At 29.6% G+C, this 19708-nt stretch carries 16 protein-coding genes; 9 read left to right on the top strand and 7 right to left on the bottom strand.

From position 1 onward, the window contains the following. Positions 1–5: 5 nt before the first annotated feature. Positions 6–593, top strand: coding sequence for a hypothetical protein (locus tag DG508_RS16035; RefSeq protein WP_108869117.1), 588 nt, complete (start codon positions 6–8; stop codon positions 591–593). Between the two features lie 281 nt (positions 594–874). Here the strand turns inward: DG508_RS16035 and DG508_RS16040 are convergent, their stop codons facing one another. From DG508_RS16040 to DG508_RS16060, 5 genes are all read right to left on the bottom strand, one after another. Continuing rightward, entirely contained in the window at positions 875–2215 is a 1341-nt protein-coding gene (locus DG508_RS16040; protein ID WP_108869118.1) for a DUF3526 domain-containing protein, read from the bottom strand. Continuing rightward, on the bottom strand, positions 2216–3655 hold the full coding sequence (locus DG508_RS16045; protein WP_108869119.1) for an ABC transporter permease: 1440 nt from the start codon (positions 3653–3655) through the stop codon (positions 2216–2218). 2 nt (positions 3656–3657) lie between these two features. Further along, a complete protein-coding gene (locus DG508_RS16050; RefSeq protein ID WP_108869120.1) occupies positions 3658–6156 on the bottom strand; it encodes a TonB-dependent receptor in 2499 nt (832 codons plus the stop codon). A 99-nt stretch (positions 6157–6255) separates the two neighbouring features. Next, positions 6256–6945, bottom strand: coding sequence for an ABC transporter ATP-binding protein (locus tag DG508_RS16055; RefSeq protein ID WP_108869121.1), 690 nt, complete (start codon positions 6943–6945; stop codon positions 6256–6258). A 151-nt stretch (positions 6946–7096) separates the two neighbouring features. Further along, positions 7097–7402: a hypothetical protein gene (locus DG508_RS16060; protein ID WP_108869122.1), complete on the bottom strand. Its 306-nt coding sequence runs from the start codon at positions 7400–7402 to the stop codon at positions 7097–7099. 271 nt (positions 7403–7673) lie between these two features. Between DG508_RS16060 and DG508_RS16065 the strand changes: the two genes are divergently transcribed. The 4 genes from DG508_RS16065 (at position 7674) to DG508_RS16080 (ending at position 10222) form a co-directional block, all read left to right on the top strand. After that, positions 7674–7931, top strand: coding sequence for a type II toxin-antitoxin system ParD family antitoxin (locus DG508_RS16065; protein WP_108869123.1), 258 nt, complete (start codon positions 7674–7676; stop codon positions 7929–7931). Beyond that, the gene (locus tag DG508_RS16070; protein WP_159090867.1) at positions 7897–8208 is read left to right on the top strand and encodes a type II toxin-antitoxin system RelE/ParE family toxin; all 312 of its coding nucleotides are present in this window, start codon (positions 7897–7899) and stop codon (positions 8206–8208) included. Before DG508_RS16065 ends, DG508_RS16070 begins: the two co-directional genes overlap by 35 nt. A gap of 614 nt (positions 8209–8822) precedes the next feature. Next, the gene (locus DG508_RS16075; RefSeq protein ID WP_159090868.1) at positions 8823–9659 is read left to right on the top strand and encodes a hypothetical protein; all 837 of its coding nucleotides are present in this window, start codon (positions 8823–8825) and stop codon (positions 9657–9659) included. 335 nt (positions 9660–9994) lie between these two features. Continuing rightward, positions 9995–10222, top strand: a complete 228-nt coding sequence (locus DG508_RS16080; RefSeq protein ID WP_108869126.1) for a hypothetical protein — start codon at positions 9995–9997, stop codon at positions 10220–10222. Positions 10223–10961: 739 nt separating this feature from the next. Here DG508_RS16080 and DG508_RS16085 read toward each other — a convergent pair. Together DG508_RS16085 and DG508_RS16090 are read right to left on the bottom strand one after the other, a co-directional pair. Next, entirely contained in the window at positions 10962–12800 is a 1839-nt protein-coding gene (locus DG508_RS16085) for a P-loop NTPase fold protein (RefSeq protein ID WP_108869127.1), read from the bottom strand. Positions 12801–12967: 167 nt separating this feature from the next. Further along, positions 12968–13183, bottom strand: coding sequence for a helix-turn-helix transcriptional regulator (locus DG508_RS16090; protein WP_108869128.1), 216 nt, complete (start codon positions 13181–13183; stop codon positions 12968–12970). Positions 13184–13377: 194 nt separating this feature from the next. Here DG508_RS16090 and DG508_RS16095 point away from each other — a divergent pair, with 194 nt between their 5' ends. The 4 genes from DG508_RS16095 (at position 13378) to DG508_RS16110 (ending at position 18979) form a co-directional block, all read left to right on the top strand. Further along, the gene (locus DG508_RS16095; protein ID WP_108869129.1) at positions 13378–13677 is read left to right on the top strand and encodes a hypothetical protein; all 300 of its coding nucleotides are present in this window, start codon (positions 13378–13380) and stop codon (positions 13675–13677) included. 505 nt (positions 13678–14182) lie between these two features. Next, on the top strand, positions 14183–15193 hold the full coding sequence (locus DG508_RS16100; protein WP_108869130.1) for an MBL fold metallo-hydrolase: 1011 nt from the start codon (positions 14183–14185) through the stop codon (positions 15191–15193). Continuing rightward, on the top strand, positions 15177–17528 hold the full coding sequence (locus DG508_RS16105; RefSeq protein WP_108869131.1) for an RNA-directed DNA polymerase: 2352 nt from the start codon (positions 15177–15179) through the stop codon (positions 17526–17528). Before DG508_RS16100 ends, DG508_RS16105 begins: the two co-directional genes overlap by 17 nt. Continuing rightward, positions 17525–18979 (top strand): DNA polymerase, encoded by a 1455-nt coding sequence (locus DG508_RS16110; protein ID WP_108869132.1) that lies wholly within the window; start codon positions 17525–17527, stop codon positions 18977–18979. Before DG508_RS16105 ends, DG508_RS16110 begins: the two co-directional genes overlap by 4 nt. Positions 18980–19708 lie beyond the last annotated feature (729 nt).

Below are 19708 nucleotides of genomic sequence, written 5' to 3' on the forward strand. Positions count from 1 at the left end.
ATCAAATGAGTAATACATTCTTAAAAATCAATGCCTATGTGGGAGGAACGACGGCAATAGTAAATTCATGGTTTTTACTACCTAAAAAAGCCTTAGAAATTGCCGAACCAGTAAATCCAGATGCAGGTATTATTAATAAAATTTCGTTAGTTTTTACAGTTGTTTCCCTAAGTACTAATTATACATATCAGTATAACAAATATATAAAATTAGATAAAGCATCTACTAAGTGGTTAATTTATGGGTTTATTACAACACATGTAATCGTTTTTGGACTTATATTTTACCTACTAATTAAACAAGAAGGGGTAAAAGATAAGGTGAGTTATGGTATTTCAAAATACATACTTCCGATAATATCTAGTTTAATAAGTTTTTACCATGTTATAGCCATGATTGCTGGATGTGATAAAGTTACTGCTTATAGAATATTAAATACAATTAATGGCTTTTTATCTTTAGCCGATTTTGGTCCAATACATGAATCAATGAAAACTCAACCAGAAGTTTATTTTCCAGTTCATGGAGTTAGAGCTTTGCTTAAAACTGCAGAAGGAGGAACCCTTTTAGTTGAAGCTACTAAAATTAAATAAAATTATTAGGCTCGTAAGGTAAAACTTATGAGCCTAATAGGATTGCCTAACATGTTATTATGTTATAAAAATTAGCACAGTAAAAAGCTTTATTTGCTGATTTACTCATATAATATATTGTACTATAATGTTCTGCGTTATGTAACTTTGCTTTGGGAGAAAAAGCAATTTATAAATAACTACTTTTCTTCTTAGATTTGTGGAATAACAATAATATTCTAAACTAATATTTAGTAAATAGTATTAAAATAAGGCCAGAATAAAAATCTAGCCTTATTTAATTACAACTTTCCAACATTAATCGTACCTAAAATCCCTATTAATAATGTAATAAGAATAGTTGGTAGCACAAGATAAAGCCAACTAAAATCACGTTTTGAAGTATAAAACTTAACTTTATGATTTGTCCAATCTACAGCATCTGCAGTATTGTTGTCAAAAATTTTAGTGTAAAAACCTAAACGCAAATTCTCATGAAATTCGGTAAGTGCATCTAGGAAATTTAAATGATTTAACATGTCTGTACCTGCTAAATGGTTAAAACTTAATTGTGCATGCATTGTTGGTACAAAAAGCGCAACGTTTTCACTCACCGTATTTCGCAACATAATCTTTTCTTTCATTTCAGCGCTGGTTTCTTTCGCTGCTAAATCCCCATTGTGTTGCATGCCATAATACCATATCCAACTAAATTTATCTTCAGGAACTTCGTAGTTCTTATATTGAGGATATACTTCATAAAATCCAGTCATTGTCGCACCTTTTTCTAAATCCCATTTTTTGTGGTAACCATCTCGCTGTTCTACCATAGCATCTAATGCTTCAGGTACTTGATAGGCATTGATAACATAATTGTTTACTAAAGCGGGAATTAAAATGGTAAGAACAACCCAAACCGATATCAACGCTAGCGCATTAAAACTAGAGCTTTTTAATAAAGAGATCATCCAAAAGCACAAAGCACTCCAAAACAGTAAATACAAAATACTTTGTAAAAATATAGCCCAGAAATTCTGGTCTAGTTGTAGTTGTAAAATAGCGCTTGCTAAAAACATCAAGAAAATTAAAATAGCAAAAACAAAGCCTATTCTGACAATTAGTTTTTTAAACAAAAAGCTTGCTTTACCTGACGTTTGTGCTGCTAATATTTTCCAAGTGCCTAACTCTTTTTCTTCAGAATACAAGTTAAAAGTCATAGCTATCAATATCAATGGAAACAGGTAGATAATAACAAATCCTAAATCTAGATTTCCAGACATTAATAAAGATGGGTTTTCAAAATCAGTATCATATTTCTGTCCCTCTAAACCTCGAATAGTTACAGTTTGTAATAGCGGATTAACATCACTCTGACCAATTGAAATAGCACTAATATTTGTTGGTTTCTTTATTAATGTGAAACGTAAGTAATACAAAAGCAAGCCTAAATCATCATTATGATATTCTACATTTCGCTTTATGCTTTCTTCTTGAAATTCTTGCGCAGCAACTATAGTTTTTTCCTGTTTAACCAAATATTGCTTACCTATTAAAATGCTAATAACACCAATGCTCATTAATAACACGAGACTAACCAAAAATATTTTTGTTCTAAAAAATGATTTAAATAATAAACTATACATTTAAATGGCTTTTAAGTTAGTAGATAATCTAGATAGACCAAAAATTGCTAAAAACCCCCATAGACATAAAGATAATATTGAAATCAATTCATTTTTAAACACCTTAGAAATGGTCAAAAAATTATACTCAAATGGTGGGAATTCTTTCCAATATTTGTTCGAAATCTTATTTGGTCCCTCTTTTCCTTTATTCGGGATAAAATCCATTTGAAGCTGATTCATATCCTGAGCTAATTTAAACCTGTAAGCTTCTGCTTTACTCTTAAAATGCAGAAAGGATTTAAAATCTGTTCCTGAGAAAGCCATAGATAAATTTTTAATAGCTGTATAAGGGTTTATAAATGCAGAATAACGCTCTACATTATTCTGTTGTGTATATACCTTATATAATCTTTCTTGATGGTCTAAATATACGGCTGTACTCAATTTTTCACCCTGAGCCATAATAAAGCCACCATAGTTAAAAGGAAGGTCATCTACTTTTGGCACATTATGTGCCAAAAGCACAGAATCTTTCAATGCTTTAAAATGAGGATCATCAGGATTATGACTATCACCTAGTTTAGTTAAATCATGTTCAACAGCAGTCTCCATTTCTATTTTTGAAGGAGTAGGATATAAATAATAACCGATAGCTTGTAAAGATTTAGGCATTATGATTACAAATAGTAACCAGATACCCAAAAGTTTTACTAAAGCACCTTTGGCCGTTTTACTAAATGCTGAGATCAAAATAGTGATGGCACTTAAAATCCCAAAAAACAATATGTACGATAGCAAGAGTACAAAATATCTAATAAAACTATCTGATAGTACGTGATCGTGCGAGTCTATTAAGACAAAAAATAAGACCACTATGAAAACTGTGAATAAAAAAGCTAACGATAAGCACCAAAGTCCTAACCATTTACCAAATACAATTTCCTTTCTAGTAATACCTTGGCCAATTAATAGTTTTAAGGTACCGTTTTCGCGCTCTTTCGCTATAGTTGCAAAGCCTAGATAGAAAATTAAAAGTGGTATAATTACTTTTAATAGCATGGCCAAACTCACCTCACCAAACCGCAATAAACCTGTAGACATACTAGCTTCAGAAAAATTGACTGTATTCTGTTTGTGTGCTTCTAAAAACACAGCGTTACCTACAAAATTTTCCATACCTAAATCAAAACCACTTAAAACATGTTTTTTTCTTAAAGCAAATGAACCATAATGCGCCATACGATGTGGATGCTTATCTGGATTGCTCTCCCAACTTTCTTGCACTTCATCCTGTACTAAACCTCTTGTAAGATTTTGGTCGTGATAATTTTCCCATCCAGTATACGCTGAAAAAAGCAATAAAAACAAGATCAAAAGTGACGCGATAAGCATCACTTTTGATCTAAAAGTATCTTTACACAGTTGACGTGCTAGTAAAAAGATTACACTTTTTCTCATACCTAGAATTTATAGGTGGCATTCAATAAAACATTTCTTGGAGCTCCAGGACCTAACCTAGAAGGGTTAAGACCACCTAACCAATACGTTTTATCAAACAAGTTATTTATTTTAAGCGTTAATTGAATACCTGAGTTAGACGGTTTATAAAAAACTGCCGCTTCAAATACTGTATATTCAGGTAATAATACGCGATCACTAGAATATGTAGGATTGTACCAAGTAAATCTTTCATCTACATATTGAGCTCCAAAACCAACTCCAATACCTTTTAATGTTTCATTTCTAAAGTCATAACGCCCCCAAAAACTTGCATTCTGTTTTGGAGCACCACCAATTGATTCTCCTATAAACTCTTCTATAGCATCCTCTACAATTTCAGTATCTGCAAAACCGTAAGACGCTGTCAATTGAAAATTTGGTAATATGTAACCAGAAATATCCATTTCAAAACCTCTACTTCTTTGCTCACCTCTTGCTGTTAAGCTATCTAAAACATAAGTGTCTCCAAGTAAGATATTTTTTTGCGTAATATCATAAATAGCAAGGTTAGCGAATATTTTTCCATTTAAGAATTCTCCTTTTGCACCAAATTCTAATAAACTACTTTCTAAAGGGTCAAATCTACTTGGAGAAGCCTCCCAAAAGAAACCTTCGGCAGTTGGTGATAATGAAACCGTATTAGTATGTGGTTGAAATCCTTTTAAATAAGTAGCATAGGCACTAATTTCATTTGTAACTTCATAGGTTAAACCTAATCTAGGTACAAAAGCACTGGTTTTAAACTCTTGTTCATCGCCTTCATAGTCAAAAATATCTGTAAACCACTCATACCTTAAATTCACTAAGGCTGAAAACTTTCCAATTTTAAACTGGTTTTGAAAATAGATACCATCAGATTTTGATAAGTTTGCAGGAATTGATAATTGCGCAAGATTGTAACTATTTGTATTTCTTGCTCCATTAAAAGGATCTTCTAAATTAAAATGAGGTACAGCAGGCACTGGCATCGTTACACCGTCTACAACCATTTGCTGAAAATTGTCAGGATTACTTGGGTCATAATTAGACTGACCACCATCGACAGTTAAATATCTTCTAGAGCGCAGAAATCCTGCTCCAATTTTACGTTCCCAACGTGTAGCATCATATCCAACTAATATTTTATTAGTAATGTTACCTTTTTTGATGTCATAAGTAAAGTAAGTACTAAAATTATCTGTTTCCCAGAATTGTTGTCTTTCATCGTATCGCAGTCTTGCAAGTGTAGGAATCACATTACCATCAATATCAACTGCTGTACCATCAACTCTATGTTCTGCTAAATCTTCATCCCAAGTTTGTTTCATGTACTGTGCATTGAAACTAAAGTTTTGAGCAAACTTTTTACTAAAATTAGCCATGAAAATAAACTCTTTGTTTTTGTAATGGTCGCTCGATGCACCAACATTTCTTGTAATTGGAGTGCTTTTTAAATCAAATTCACCATTTATAGCCCCAAAAATTGGCTGACCTCTATCCAAATTACCTACAGCATTATTGTAGATCATTTCAACATTAAGCGATGTATTTTCGTCTGGGATATAACTTAAAGATGGACTAATTAAAACAGCATTGTTATTTACCACATCTCTAAAAGAACCTGCCTCTTGAATCGCACCATTAAAACGATATAATAGCGTCTTTGACTCATTTAGAGGACCTGTAAAATCTACAGTAGCTCTCAAAGTACCAAAACTACCCGTAGTTGCAGAAACCTCATTTCTTTTTTCAGCCAATGGTTTTTTGGTTACCATATTTACTGTTCCACCGGGATCGGCACTCGAAAAGGTAACTGAAGAAGGGCCTTTAATAACTTCTACACGCTCAAGATGTGACGTAATTGGTTGCAAAAAATAGTATTGACGCGTACGCATACCATTAAGTATTTGTCCATCGTCAGCTTGGGTAATACCACGAATATTGTAGTGATTGTATAATCCGGTAGAGGTAACGTTACTTACCGTTTTTACGGCATCAGGTAATTGAAAAGCTATACGATCGGCTATCAGTTCTTTTGTAACAGAGGTTATTGCTTGTGGCAATTCTTTATTTTCTATAGCCACTTTAGTTGCAGAAAAGGAATAATCACTGTTATAATCGGTTCTTATTCTTCCTGTAATCTCAACTAATTGTAATTGCTCCAAACTATCTTCTAAAACCAAGTTTTCTAAGTCATAATCAATTAATTGATCAAAAGATTTTTGAAAACGTTGTGTCTTCATACCAATATAACTTATAGTAATTTGATAATTACCTGTTTCTGAAAGTTCAAAACTAAAATTCCCATCTTCCTGAGAGATGGTACCATTCTTAACGTTAGAATTTTCGTTTAAATAAGAAATGGTTGCTCCATTAATAGGAACTCCATTTGCGTCCGTAATTTTTCCATTCACTGATATTTGTGAAGATGATAAGTTGATAGCAAAAATTGCTAGTATAATTGTAATATAATTTTTCATGTGTTTTTACTAATTGTTCTTTATGGGGTCACATGCAGTTAGCAATTAATCATTCTAATTTGTTGATTAAAATTTGAACATGCTAGTTTCATGTTTTTGTTAAATTGTTTCTAAATAAAGCTGATTTAATTGGCTTGCATTTATTTCATTAGCCTTTAGTTGCTGAACGAGCACCCCTTCTTTCATAATACCGATGGTGGTACCAAGCTCTACAGCGTTAAAAATATCATGCGTAGCCATAAAAATGACCTTGCCCATTTTTGCTAATTCTTTACAGATTTTAGTGAATTCTGCAGTTGCTTTAGGGTCTAAACCAGATGTAGGTTCATCCATAAAAATAGCCTCTGCATTTTTGGCTAGTGCTACTGCTATACCAACTTTTTGGCGCATTCCTTTAGAGTAGGAGGATAGTCTTTGATGGTATGCCTCTTCTTGGAGACCTGTTTTAGTAAGAAATGCCTCTAATTCTGATGTTGAATACTTAAAACCAGCCAAGCGACTAAAAAAATCTAAATTTTCTATGCCACTAAGGTTACCATATAATTGTACCATTTCGGGTATATAAGCTGTGAGTTCGTTAATTACATCTCTACCCACTTCTTTACCACCAACAAAGGCTTGACCACCATCTTTTTTTATAAAACCTAAAAAGATATTAATGGTTGTAGTTTTCCCTGCACCATTTTGGCCCAAAAGGCAAAATATTTCTCCTTTAGATACTTCAAAGGAAACGTCTTTCAATGCAACTTTTCCATTGTAAGACTTCGTAATGTTTATTGCTTTTAGCATAAATATTAGATGAATTAAATTTGATTGTAGCTGAAGAGTAATCCTCTAATAGAGGATAGAGTCCATAAAGTTTTAGGCAATCATTTAGTCTTTATAAACTAAATAACATGTAACTGTCCTGTAAACAAGATGATACTTTAAAAACTTTGGACTATGCTACTTTTGGAGGAGGTCTAGTACGACGAAGATAACTAAATAAAGATCTGCTGTTAAAAACAACGTATTGAAATTTATTATTGAATTTTGTCTCTAAAAAAAAGTATTCCGTTTTAGGTAAAACAGGAGATTCTGTCTGGAGTAATGGTTTAAAGTTAGCAGTTGTTGCTATGTTACAGATTTCACAATGCTGAACATCTAAATCCTCTCCATGATGAGAAATCGCATGCAAACCTGCTACCTTGAATAAAAGAAACAAGACCACATAAAACAAGGCAATAAAGTGCTTATTATTTTTCATCGTAGCCTGCGAAAGTAAATAATATTATAATTATAAATGTTCTTTTAGATAATATTGTGTTAGTTTTAACTCAGGTGCTTCGTTGGCAAACACTGGCCTTCTATCATTTTGGTTCAAACAAAAGATGAGTGTAGCGTAGGTGTTTTAGTGGTTTATAAATGCTTCTATTCGCTGTTTTATTCATAATTATATATTTGTATTATATGTACTTTGGAATGTTTAATGAATATTGTATATTACACCAATAGTATGATTATCTAAACATTCAATTATGTCAACAATTAGAAAAACGATCACATTTACAGAGAAACAAGATAAGTGGATAAAATCTCAAATTAAAGCAGGGGAGTTCACAAATGATAGTGAATATCTTCGTGATTTAGTAAGGCGTGACCAAGCTAAAAAAGAAAAATTTTCTACACTTAAAGCTGCTATAACTGAAGGTATGGATAGTGGTATTAGTGATAAGTCTGTCCCAGATATTATGAAAGAAGTTGAAGAGCGAATGCGAGCAGGTGGCCGTTTATAAAGTATCAAAAAAGGCTGAAATAGATCTTGCCAAAATGTATGAATATGGTATTGAAATATTTGGATTAAAACAAGCCAAGGGATATTTATTAGGAATGCATACGCTGTTTCAAGTATTAGCCGATAATACCAATTTTGGACGTGATGCATCAGAATTTGTTTTATTATTAAAACGATTTTCTTATAAATCTCACACTATTTTTTATTTGGTTACAGATATTGATATTTTAATTGTTCGTGTATTAAACCAAAGCATGGATTATGAAAAGAATTTATAGCTTATAATACACATCCGAAATTTTTAAAGTTTAAAGCAATTTTATACGAGTTTACAAAATTGATCCTGTGAATCAATTTTGTAAAGCTGCGAGATGATGTGGCTGGAATTATGAATTACAGTTTTGTATCATAATGTACTTGCGTTATGTCACTTGAGCTTTAAGAAAAAGCTTTTACCACTGAATCTTCCCATATTTTTTTCTTCTCAAATGTTTCTTTAAAAAAAGGGTAATGGAACACTTATTATACGATTCGACGGCAGGAGGGAAGCGTAATGTGTGTGGAATGGGAATATTCTCTAAAAAATTTATCTTCAAATACTGATTCCCATAAAAAACATAAAATAAAAGTATTTACTTTTATAAAAGACTTAAAAACAGGTGTTTTTACTTATTTTTTAATAAATGAGTTCTTGTTAAATTTAAACACTTCAATTGTCATATTATTATTCCCCACATTTATTTTTTCAGTAATAAAATGAAGGTAGTATATAAATTTACTTGCCTCTCTGATAATATGTATTTACTAAAACCTGCTCGATAATGGTATGTTTTGTAACAGCATTATTATTAAAAATTCATTTAATAATCTTAAAATCAAAAACAAATCTCTTATGAAAAAATTATTATTATTCGGTTTTCTTATTTTTTCCTTTTTTTCTTATTCACAACTTAATTACGAAGTGGATAATGTCTTATATCTCGAGGCGCCAATTAAAGTTATAACATCCTATAAAGAAAAATTAAACAAAAATGGTAGTCGAACTGTAAATCCAAAAAACTCAAAAATATTCTTGGATGATGGTTATCGATATAAAGTCATCAGTATTGACACTACAAATAAAATAACAACGTTAGAAGCTATTAATTTTAAATGGAAACTTTCTGGGAGCTCTTTAAGAAAAAGCTACAACAGTATTATATATGAAGTAAATTCTGATGATCTCAATAAATACGCAACTACTAAAATACCAAAACCTTCAACTAAAAAAGAGAAAGAGGAGGGGGCTTATTCTATAGGGCTTCTTACTTTACCTTTTAAAGCTAGACCTGTGAGATCTGAAGGTGGAGGAACAGGAAATCTTGAGTTTGATACTGAATTCAATCTAAGTTCTACACTAAATATACGATTAACCGAAATTCAAAAAGCCTCATTTAATTTACAATTAGGTGCTGGAATTGGAAGCGTTGGCCTTAATAAAAACAATGCTAATAGTCTACCAGATGAAGAACCACAAGATGTTACAACTTTAACTGGACTTACTGGTATAATGCTTCAGTATAAAAAGGTTCAATTTGGGTTATACGCAGGAGTTGATTATATCAATAATCAAAAAACATTTGATTGGCAAAGTAATGGTAATATCTGGTTTGGAGTTGGTATTGGATATCAAATATTTAATTTACAATTTTCTGAGCAAAATGGTAACTCACAAGTTGGTGGAGATTGAGGTAATTTGAAAGTTTTATCAAAAAAACGGCCTCAGAAAACTTTGGTCTAAACAATAGGTAAAGGAGCGTCCATATTTTAGAGGTTTAGTACTAAGTTTTAATATAAGCTATACATATTCATTCAAGTTCTAAGTAATCCTAAGAATTAGTATGCTTTCTAAAATATAGCGACTGCGCTCTAACGCCACAGGCTCGCTACTCACTAAAAATGTCCTCTGGGACATTTTTTTAACGCTCGTCCGTGTTTCCAAAGTTTTGTGCAGCCTTGATTTTTTTGTTTCTTTTTTTATCAAGAAAAAAAGATTTCAATTATACTTAATTTATATAAATAGAAATGATTAATAAGGAAGAACACGACAGAACAATTAATGGGTTATTGGAGGCAGCTGAAGTTGCCAAAAGAAAATTGTTAGAATATTTACAAGAAAAAAATGTTGATGAAATAATAATTGAAATAAACGATATGGATGAAGACAATTTAAATAATCTTAATGATTGGGCTTTAAAAGGGGAATTTTATAGAGTTTGTCAAGCTATAAAAGAATTTAAGGAATCTAAATAATTTATAGTTCAATCATAGCAGAATTATAGCATGTGTATAGAAATTATCTCGTCAGAGTAATTTTATACTCTTGCGGAAACCTTCATGAGAATCCCGTAAAAACTTTTTTCACGTATAATTAATCAAATACGCGATTTATAAGCTACCTGAAAGTTTTGCTTTTTTTTGGTGTGGCCAAGCGTTGACAAATTGTGTGTAGAGAAAAATGCATTAAGCATTTTTATTTACAAAGCAATAAAGCGGTTGGGCGCGGCAATTTTACATAACGGCAAATTATAGCTACAAATGTGAGCAGGATGTTTCAGCAATAGTTTTTTGAATTATTAATGACCCCAGTAGCTAATATTGCTATGAAATAGAATCACTGTGGGATATTTTACATAATATTACATTATAGTTACGAATGAGCTTAACGTTTCGCAAATTGGCTTTTACATAATTGCTGACGATATAAAACACCTAACGGTGTTATGATATCTGCAATTATGTAAAAGCCAATTTGCTTACAATAACATTTGTACTATAATGTACTTGCGTTATGTCACTTTGCTTTGGTAAAAGCAAAGTTTATTCCCTCTACAGTTTATTTTAAAAGTTTTCTAACGAAATGTTCCTTTAAAAAAGGTAATGAAACACTTATTATGCGAGCCGACGGCAGGAGGGGAGTTTAATGTGTGTGGAATGGTAATGTTATCTATTTGTTTAATAGTTTTATTCATTGCTTTAATAAACCATTGAATTATTCTTTTACAATTCGTAATGTCTCACAAGTATTTTTAAGAATTAATTCCATTTCTTTCCATAAAAATTTCCGAAGTACTGGTAAAGCTTCATCCTCTAAATGTTTTTGTATCAATTCAAGTAATGGATTTAAACAGTCTTGGTCATTAGGGTAAAACTTCTTTATACCATTATGATTGTACCTGTCTTTTATTTCATTGGTGAATATAGTCAAGAACTGATTTGAACACTCATTTAAAATTTTAAATAACTCTTTACCATCCAAATAAGCTATAAATTCTTTATTGTATTTTTTACTTTTAAAAAGATTATTAAGTTTTTCATAATCCCCTTCTTCAAGAACATCCAAAAGTAAATAACTTTCTTTTTGTACTTCTTCCTGATCGAGAATTTTATGCAATGCCATTATTTTTTCTCTAATTGGCTGTACAATAGGATCACTAACTTCAAAATGAATCATATTTTCGTAAAATCTACGATCTATTTCTTTTTGTTTGGCAGCTATTTCAATACCTGCGAATAATTTTTGTTCAACTTCTTTTGGGGTATAATCTATGAGTCCTTTTTCCGAAAAAAAATGATAAAAACTAAATAATCTTTCATAGGAATATATACTATATGCTCCCTTTTCTAAATAGCTTAAAACTTTTGTAGTTAATTTTATAAATTCTTCATCGTTTAGTATTCTAAAATTATAACTCATAAGGTTTTCAAATGCCTTATTTTCTTCTGTAAGTTGTTCTGGTTTTCTTTTTTCTAATTCATTTAAAAGCTTTTCTACATCTAAATAACCAGAAAGTATATAAGTATAAATACTTTCATAAAAATGATAATCATCAAGACGATTACTAATGTATTTAATGAAAAATATTTCTATATAACTCTTCTTTTTTTCTGGCTTTTCATCGTTATCTATTAAAAGATCTGAATCAATATTTTGATACCAAAATTGACTAGTATTTCCTAAATCTTTATAATCTTGGGCTTCATTAGATTTTAAAAAGCCTCTTTTGAATTCGATAGATAAAATAGCTGTTAAAAAAAGTACTTCTTTTTTTAATTCTTTATCAATTTCAATTATATGGCTGTAAATATTACTTAGGCAATCAATAAAAAAAGAAATGATTCTTATATTATTCTCAATTTGTTCGTTAAAAATTTTATAAATATAAGTTTGATTACCTTTTAAAAAAATAAAAAAAGGTTGATCCTTTTCATACTTGTTAAATAGAATAGGGAGAACACTTTTTAGTTCGGGTTTATAGTTAAAAACACGCCCTATCACTTTTTCTTTAATATTATAGTAATTAACTTTTTGGTTTGAGTCTGTATCAAATATCTTCTCTTCGTCAGCTAATACTAAACATTTAAGATATTTATGTTCCACAAAACCATTAATAAAACCAAGAAGTTCTTTCATGGGTATTTGACAACGTTCAAAGTCATCAAAACAAATAAACTTATTTGAAAAGCTGAAGTTATCCACTCCAACACCCTGAAATAAATCAGATGGATCAACTTTAATTAGAGCTTTACTTGCTGAATTAATTAAATTACCACTAAATGTAGTAATTGTTTTTAATACTTTGTTTTGATCATTTCCAATATATGGTACTAGCTTAATGAATAACTGTCTCTGTAATGCTTCAATACTTTTAATACCATTTAGTGATATATATAGGGGTTTAATATTTTTTTGTTCAATTATAGGTACTAATGCTTCCTTCCAAAAAAAAGTTTTTCCTGTTCCCCAACCACCATTTATTAAAATAGCGTATTGTGTATTATTTGCTTCTATATATTGATTGAATACTGATATAATATTCTCTTGATTCATCTACTATTTAAATTTAATATTGCAAGTTAAAAAAATGAAAGTTTGAGAATATATAAAACTCGTAATAAAAACAGTTTAAATCACATATTCAAAATTTAAAGAAAAATAGGAGGGGAGTGTAATGTGTGTGAAATGGCTAACTATCCAAAATGTTTAAATAAAAAGTGCTATGACTTAGATTCTTTAGTAGGCACTAATAATTCTCTAATATCCACATCCAAAATCTCAGCAATACGCTTTAAATCTTTTAAATGCGGTTGTGATTTATTATTACACATAGAAGTAACGGTATTAGGATTTCTATCTAGCTCGGCGGCTAGTTCTTTTTGACTCACCCCTTTAATAATCAGTACTTCTTTTATTCTATTTATTCTTTCTGCCATACAGTAAAATTAGTAATAATGATAGTTTCATACAATCTGCTGTATCTACGAACACTGGTTTTTCCAACAAAAACATTGTTTAAAACTATATTAATATGCTTTAAAACAGTGATAATATTTTAAAAATTCATTGTTTATACTTATGTTTGTATTGGTTTAATCAATATTTATACCATTTTAAACATATAATCACTATGGAAAACAAAGAATTAATCATTGAACTCATACAACAAGATTTAAAGCATAGTCAATTATTATATGGTTTAGATCAAATAGGGCTTTGCGGTACGGAACTTTATTTTATAGAAATATCAGAAATAGTTTACAGACTAATGAATGTACCTAATGGAAAAATAGGTGATCATTGGATGGAAACTTATATGAATTTTATGAGAGATACTGTTAATTATGAAATTAGTCACTCAATAGATGTTTTTAAACCGTTAGCCTATGCTTGTTACGTACAATTGGAATTAATTTTGTTAAACAACTGATTAATAAGTGTTTGTTTTGTCAACTGGTTTTACATATCGAAAGAAGGGAATATTTACCTTAATTTTTATAAAGAATTGAGGGTTTCCCATAATTATAGAAAAATTTTTATTCCTAAATTGCCAAGGTTGTTTTTCACAAATCTGCTTTTATGTTTTAAATAAATTATGTGGTGTATTCATCCCTGACTCTTGGGAAGAAATTTGTCAACTAGCTTATAAATCTGAGAATTCTCATAAAATACTAATGCAAAAAAGCAAAAGAGAAACTTACGAAATTAGCTAAAATGTAGTGGATCACGATTTTTAAAAATAATAAGTAAACTCTCACATCTTGAAAGTTAAGATTGATTCTAAAATTCAGCTTATGGTTTAAACTGGATGGATTGAGTAGGGAATAAATTAAAATTATAGTAAAGTATTTATATAAATAATATTAATAATCATTTGAACTGATAAATTGACTATTCACAATGTTCATGAAATGATTTGTTAAAGAGAAGTAACGATGAAAGGTATTAAGTTTTTAAAAGCGGGAAGAGGAGATTCCATATTAATATCAAGTAAAGGAGAGAATATGGTTATTGACGGAGGGGATGATGCATCATTCTTAATAAAAGAACTTGATGAGATAAAAAGCAAGAATGAATGTGTAAATTATTTAGTGATTACTCATCATGATGCTGATCATATTGAAGGGGTCTTAACTTTCTTGAATGAAGTCAAAAAAGGAAGATATGGAGCTCCAAAAGACTTTATTAAGCAGGTGTTTTTTAATTCTCCAAAATTAATAAATGGTCTAAGGTTATCAAAAAAATCTAATTATTTATCTTATAAACAAGCATATGAAATAGAAGTTCTTATTAGAGAACTAGATTTAACTTGTGATAGACTTTTAATTGAGGGGGCAAATGAAATTAATGTAGGTGAGTTTAAACTAAAAACTTTATCACCAACACAAGAAATTATTGACAATTATGCAGATAAAACTCCTGAAAAATATTTGTCAAATGGAGGTAATGGTGATTGGCACAATTCATTAAAATCTCTTAAAAATTTTATTCATGACAAAAGTCTTGATGATTCAATACCAAACAAAACAAGTGTTGTTTTTGAAATTGAAAAAGGAGAGAGAAAAGGTCTTTTAACAGCTGACGTTACCCCAAAAAGATTAGAGGAAATTATTGACTCATTATATATAAAAAATGGAGGAGAATACATTAAATATGATTTCTTCAAACTACCACATCATGGTAGTAATCGAAATATTACAAAAAAAATAATCGAAAAAATAAAATGTGATTCTTTTCTAATAAGTACAGATGGTAATAATAACAAATTACCAAACAAAAAAACCTTTTTAAAGGTTATCAATTTTTTAAATCGAAATGAAACTGAAATTAATTTCATCTTTAATTATTCTACTGTAATTGATTTATTAGGTATAACAGCCGAGGAAAGAAAAAGTCATAATATAAAATTAATCCCTAATAATTCTGATAATGGATACACCTTCTGAAATATATAAAAAATGCTCAGTCAGAATTAATGCTTTTGTTGCAGGAGTTGAATTCGAATCTACTGGTTTTTTATATGTAACATCTGTGAATAGTCAATTCGATTATGTTTTAACAACTAAGCACACATTTAAAAATGATGCTGAAGACGAACATGTTATCTTAGAAGATATTACGAAAGTTGAAGTTTCATTTTATGAAAACAAAAAGTTCACTCTATTAGAAAGATTCTCGAAGAATAAATATAGAGAAAGAATAATCTTCACAGATAAAGATTTAGCTATTTTATTAGTTGAGAAGTCTAATGTTTACCAATTTCCAATAATAAAAGTTTCAGATATAGGTAATGTAAATTGTATTTCATATTCAATAATTAATAAGTCTAATACGAGGTTATATCCTTTAAATTATGAAAGAGTTGATTCAAAAGAACAACTTTATCAGCTTAATAAATTTGGAAAAAAAGAAGATCTTCATGGTGCATCAGGATCTGGAATTATCTCAACAGATATTCCGATATTACAAGGAATTGTTATGCGACTTCCATCAGAGGAATTTAATGAAAATATTGTCGATGCCGTTGATATCACTTTTAATGAAATAAATCATTTACTAAGCAAGCACAAGTTAGAAACTTTGTGTATGGATGTTGTAAACAATAAAAGGAGAATTGTCAAAGATGATACTGTAATAGATATTGATAATGCAAAAATAAATAACGTAAGCCTCAATTTAGAATTAGCTATTAAGCATGTAAAGGTTGACTCTAAAGATGACTGGTTTCATGACCCATTAAGTTTTGTTGATTTAAGTAATTATGATTTCTTATTTGATTATTTCGGAGATAATTTAAAAGGCAAGCAGTATGAAACTATTTCTACTGAAACATTTTTTTTGCCAAAAAAATCTTATACTTTAAGAAAAGCAATGGTCATCTCTTATCCTGATCGAATTTTCTATGCTGCTCTTGTTCAAGTGTTAGGTTTATCAATCGATAACTGTATTAAACCATTCGTTTATTCAGCTAGATTCAATAAACTACATACAGGAGGTTTAATTATTTCTGGTGTTGAACAATGGAAAAAAATGCAATACAAGATTGAAGAACGATCTAAAGACTTCAAATATATTATAGAGATAGATGTATTGAATTTCTATGATAATATTGACATTAACCTGCTTTGTGAGAAAGTTACATCTATTGCTAAGACAGACAACGAGAGAAATGCCTCTATTGAATTAAAAAAAGCATTGAAAATATTTAGTAAAAAGTCAAATACTAGTATCCCACAAAATAGTGATGCCTCTTCTTTATTAGCAACTTTTTATTTAAGTGAATTGGATGTGTTTATGTGTCATTTGGTTCCAGAATACTATCGATTTATGGATGATATAAAAATATTCTGTAATGATAAGTTTGAAGCTAGACGAATTCTCAGATTACTTGAAATGGAGCTAAGGAATTTAAAACTTTCAATAAATGGACAAAAAACAAAGATTATTGATTTAAAACCTAATGATGTTGAGAATAAACTAGAAATCACTAATGCTTACCAATCTTTTTTTGATCTTGAAAGAAGTACTTTATCTAGATTAGCAAATTCGTCAAATCAAGGAATAATAAATGAAGCATTCCACCTTGCTATAAAAATAATATTAGAAAAAATCAAAGAAGATTCGGAAGGAAGATTGAAAGATGAAAGAACACTATCTTTAGCACTTACGACTATTAAAAAATGTTACGCAAAAGGAGTTACAATTGATGAAAAAAGTAAATTTCAAAATCTATTCTCAGAAGCTTTTAATTTACTAATAGAAAAACCATGGATTACACCACAACTATGTTCATTAATTGGAATCCTAGATAAAGAAAGTATTCCAAAAGAATTCTGGGTTAAAATCGAGCAAATTGTTCTCAAGGACTCCTATAATATCTATTCATGGCAGTGCTATCATTTATGGTTATTATTTGCAAAGCACAAAATAAAATCTGTAAATCTCTCACAATTTGCATCAAAATTATTAAAATCTAATGATGAGATTAATAAACCAGTCGTTGCTGGATTGATGATTTATATGGGTAGTATTGACATAAACTATAGGAGAATAATCCTTAGTAAATACAAAGAGGGTTTTGCCAGAGGTCATTTTCAAGAAAGAATAACTTTAATAGTCCTTAGAGGATTTGAAACAGAAGATATTTTCAACAAAAGATCTCCTCATGAAGCTATTCATAAAAGTCTACATAAATATAAAAACAAAGAATTAGTGTATATAGCTGGTGAACAGGATAATGAAGAATTAGAAATCGAATTACAACAAATATATTCATTATGAAAGGTAGAGCGATATTAAAGTATGGAGATGATTGGTTCTCATTTTCATTTAAAGACGAGTTATCTAAGAGATATAAAATAGATAAACTTTTAAATGATATAGAAAAGGGTGAAATTATTTTTTCTATCCAAATTGAAATATTTCTTAAAGATATTGAAGAATATAATTCTTCAATAGATTCGCCAAAATTAGTAGATATTGAATCTTTCTCTAAACAATTCATTCAAAAAGCTAAGCCTTTGACTCTTCAAAAAAGATGGAGCCTATTTAAGTTAATGAAAGAAATGGATATTTTATTAAATGAATATCAAATCGATGCTGAAAATATTGATGATTATTTAAAATATATTGCAGTATTTATTCAAGATATACTTAACAAAACTAAAGCGGAAGAATTGGATAGGTTTTTTAAAATTGAAATTCCAATAAATGATTTAATTTATAAGAGACAAAGATTAGGGATTGCTATAAATTCAACCATTTTAAATTCAAAAATTCAAAAATTAGAAAAAGAATTGTATTCGCTAAAAAACACTTTGCAATTAACACATAATGTCTATTCTCCCGAAAATAAAATAGTTCAACTTAATTTTTTAGAGGAAAATAATATAAATGTTGTGGGAAGTTTAGAGAGGACTTTTAAAAATCATCAAGATCATTCTGATGCATGCGGTTTGTTTTATCAACAATTGCGTACAAAAAAGGATTTAGATTGTTTACTTTATCTAAAAGCAGCAAAAGGTTCTCAGACAAGAACTTTTCCTTCTTACATTGGGTTTGGCACAATAACTTCCAGAATTACACTAAGAGAACCTGCTTTACAAAACCTAAGGCGAAGAACGAGAGAAATAATATCCGCAGATCCTGGATATAAATTACTTTATATAGATTTTTCGCAATTTGAAGCTGGAATATTGGCTCATTTAAGTAAAGATAAATTACTCATAAATCTATATGATTCAGATATTTATAAAGATATATCTGAATTTGTGAATGGTACGGACGAAAAAAGAGGGAAAGCCAAAACTCTATTTTACCGAAATATTTACGGAGATAAATCTTTAGAAAAAAAAGAAAAAGCCTATTTCTTACAATTTATAGATGTTCAAAAATATACTAGAGATATTATAGCTGAAGCAAAGAAAAAAGGTAAAATTGGAACGGATATGGGTAATAATAGAATTATTACTGAGGATTACCATATTGCTCTAAGCCATAAAATACAAGCTACAGCTTCTTTAATATTTAAAACAGCATTGATTGAAGTCGATAAGACAATAAAAAATGTAGATTTCATTTTACCTATGCATGATGCAGCTCTTTATCAATGCAAATCAATTGATTTTGAAGATTTAAAAGTTAAAATTTCTGAAATATTTATAAATGTTTTTAAAGAGTATTGTCCTTCAATTACTCCAAAAGTAAAAGAAGGTGGTTTTTATATATCATAAAGTTTTTCAATAATGGGAGGGAAGGAGTAGATTTTTTAATTGGGGGTAACGAAATATATCTACAATCCATAGATTTAGATACTTCGCAACGCAGTATTAAAATAGCAAAACAAGATTTAGGAGAACTAAAAGATAACTTGTTTATCGTTTTAGTTTTAATAATAGAGCAGCACCAAAGGTTGTTTATTTAATTCCTTCGAAAGATTTATCACATTCTGAAAGTAACATATTCATAGAGAACGAAGTAAGTTTAATACCTAGTTTATCTAATTGGGAGATTAAAGTATCTAGTAATACAATCCCAGAATTAGAGCAAAACTCGTTAGAAAAGATGACTGATAAACTAAAAGTTTAGTTTTATAATATTATGTAAAATAGAACTAGTGCGTTTTTACCCAGATGTAGCGTTGGTAAAACGGCCTCAGAAAACTTTGGAGAAAACAATAGGTAAAGGAGCGTTTATATTTTAGAGGTTTAGTACTAAAGTTTAACCAAAGCTATAAGTATTAATTCTAGTTCTAAGCAATATTATAAGTCAGAATGCTTTCTAAAATATAGCGACTGCGCCGTACATTGTTTCCAAAGTTTTGTGCAGCCTTGATTTTTTGTTTCTTTTTCATCAAGGAAAAAGATAATGCAAACTTTTAAAAATGTTGAATCATAGCAGAATTATAGCAAGTGTATAGAAATTATCTCGCAGAGTAATTTTATACTCTTGCGGGAACTTCA

Source organism: Aquimarina aquimarini, assembly GCF_900299535.1.
Taxonomy (GTDB): Bacteria; Bacteroidota; Bacteroidia; order Flavobacteriales; family Flavobacteriaceae; genus Aquimarina; species Aquimarina aquimarini.

Coding starts and splice junctions, on each gene's coding strand:
- DG508_RS16105 (WP_108869131.1), top strand. CDS start 15,177: ATGGATACACCTTCTGAAATATATAAAAAATGCTCAGTCAGAATTAAT.
- DG508_RS16055 (WP_108869121.1), bottom strand. CDS start 6,945: ATGCTAAAAGCAATAAACATTACGAAGTCTTACAATGGAAAAGTTGCA.
- DG508_RS16040 (WP_108869118.1), bottom strand. CDS start 2,215: ATGTATAGTTTATTATTTAAATCATTTTTTAGAACAAAAATATTTTTG.
- DG508_RS16065 (WP_108869123.1), top strand. CDS start 7,674: ATGTCAACAATTAGAAAAACGATCACATTTACAGAGAAACAAGATAAG.
- DG508_RS16090 (WP_108869128.1), bottom strand. CDS start 13,183: ATGGCAGAAAGAATAAATAGAATAAAAGAAGTACTGATTATTAAAGGG.
- DG508_RS16075 (WP_159090868.1), top strand. CDS start 8,823: ATGAAAAAATTATTATTATTCGGTTTTCTTATTTTTTCCTTTTTTTCT.
- DG508_RS16110 (WP_108869132.1), top strand. CDS start 17,525: ATGAAAGGTAGAGCGATATTAAAGTATGGAGATGATTGGTTCTCATTT.
- DG508_RS16100 (WP_108869130.1), top strand. CDS start 14,183: ATGAAAGGTATTAAGTTTTTAAAAGCGGGAAGAGGAGATTCCATATTA.
- DG508_RS16080 (WP_108869126.1), top strand. CDS start 9,995: ATGATTAATAAGGAAGAACACGACAGAACAATTAATGGGTTATTGGAG.
- DG508_RS16060 (WP_108869122.1), bottom strand. CDS start 7,402: ATGAAAAATAATAAGCACTTTATTGCCTTGTTTTATGTGGTCTTGTTT.
- DG508_RS16035 (WP_108869117.1), top strand. CDS start 6: ATGAGTAATACATTCTTAAAAATCAATGCCTATGTGGGAGGAACGACG.
- DG508_RS16045 (WP_108869119.1), bottom strand. CDS start 3,655: ATGAGAAAAAGTGTAATCTTTTTACTAGCACGTCAACTGTGTAAAGAT.
- DG508_RS16085 (WP_108869127.1), bottom strand. CDS start 12,800: ATGAATCAAGAGAATATTATATCAGTATTCAATCAATATATAGAAGCA.
- DG508_RS16050 (WP_108869120.1), bottom strand. CDS start 6,156: ATGAAAAATTATATTACAATTATACTAGCAATTTTTGCTATCAACTTA.
- DG508_RS16095 (WP_108869129.1), top strand. CDS start 13,378: ATGGAAAACAAAGAATTAATCATTGAACTCATACAACAAGATTTAAAG.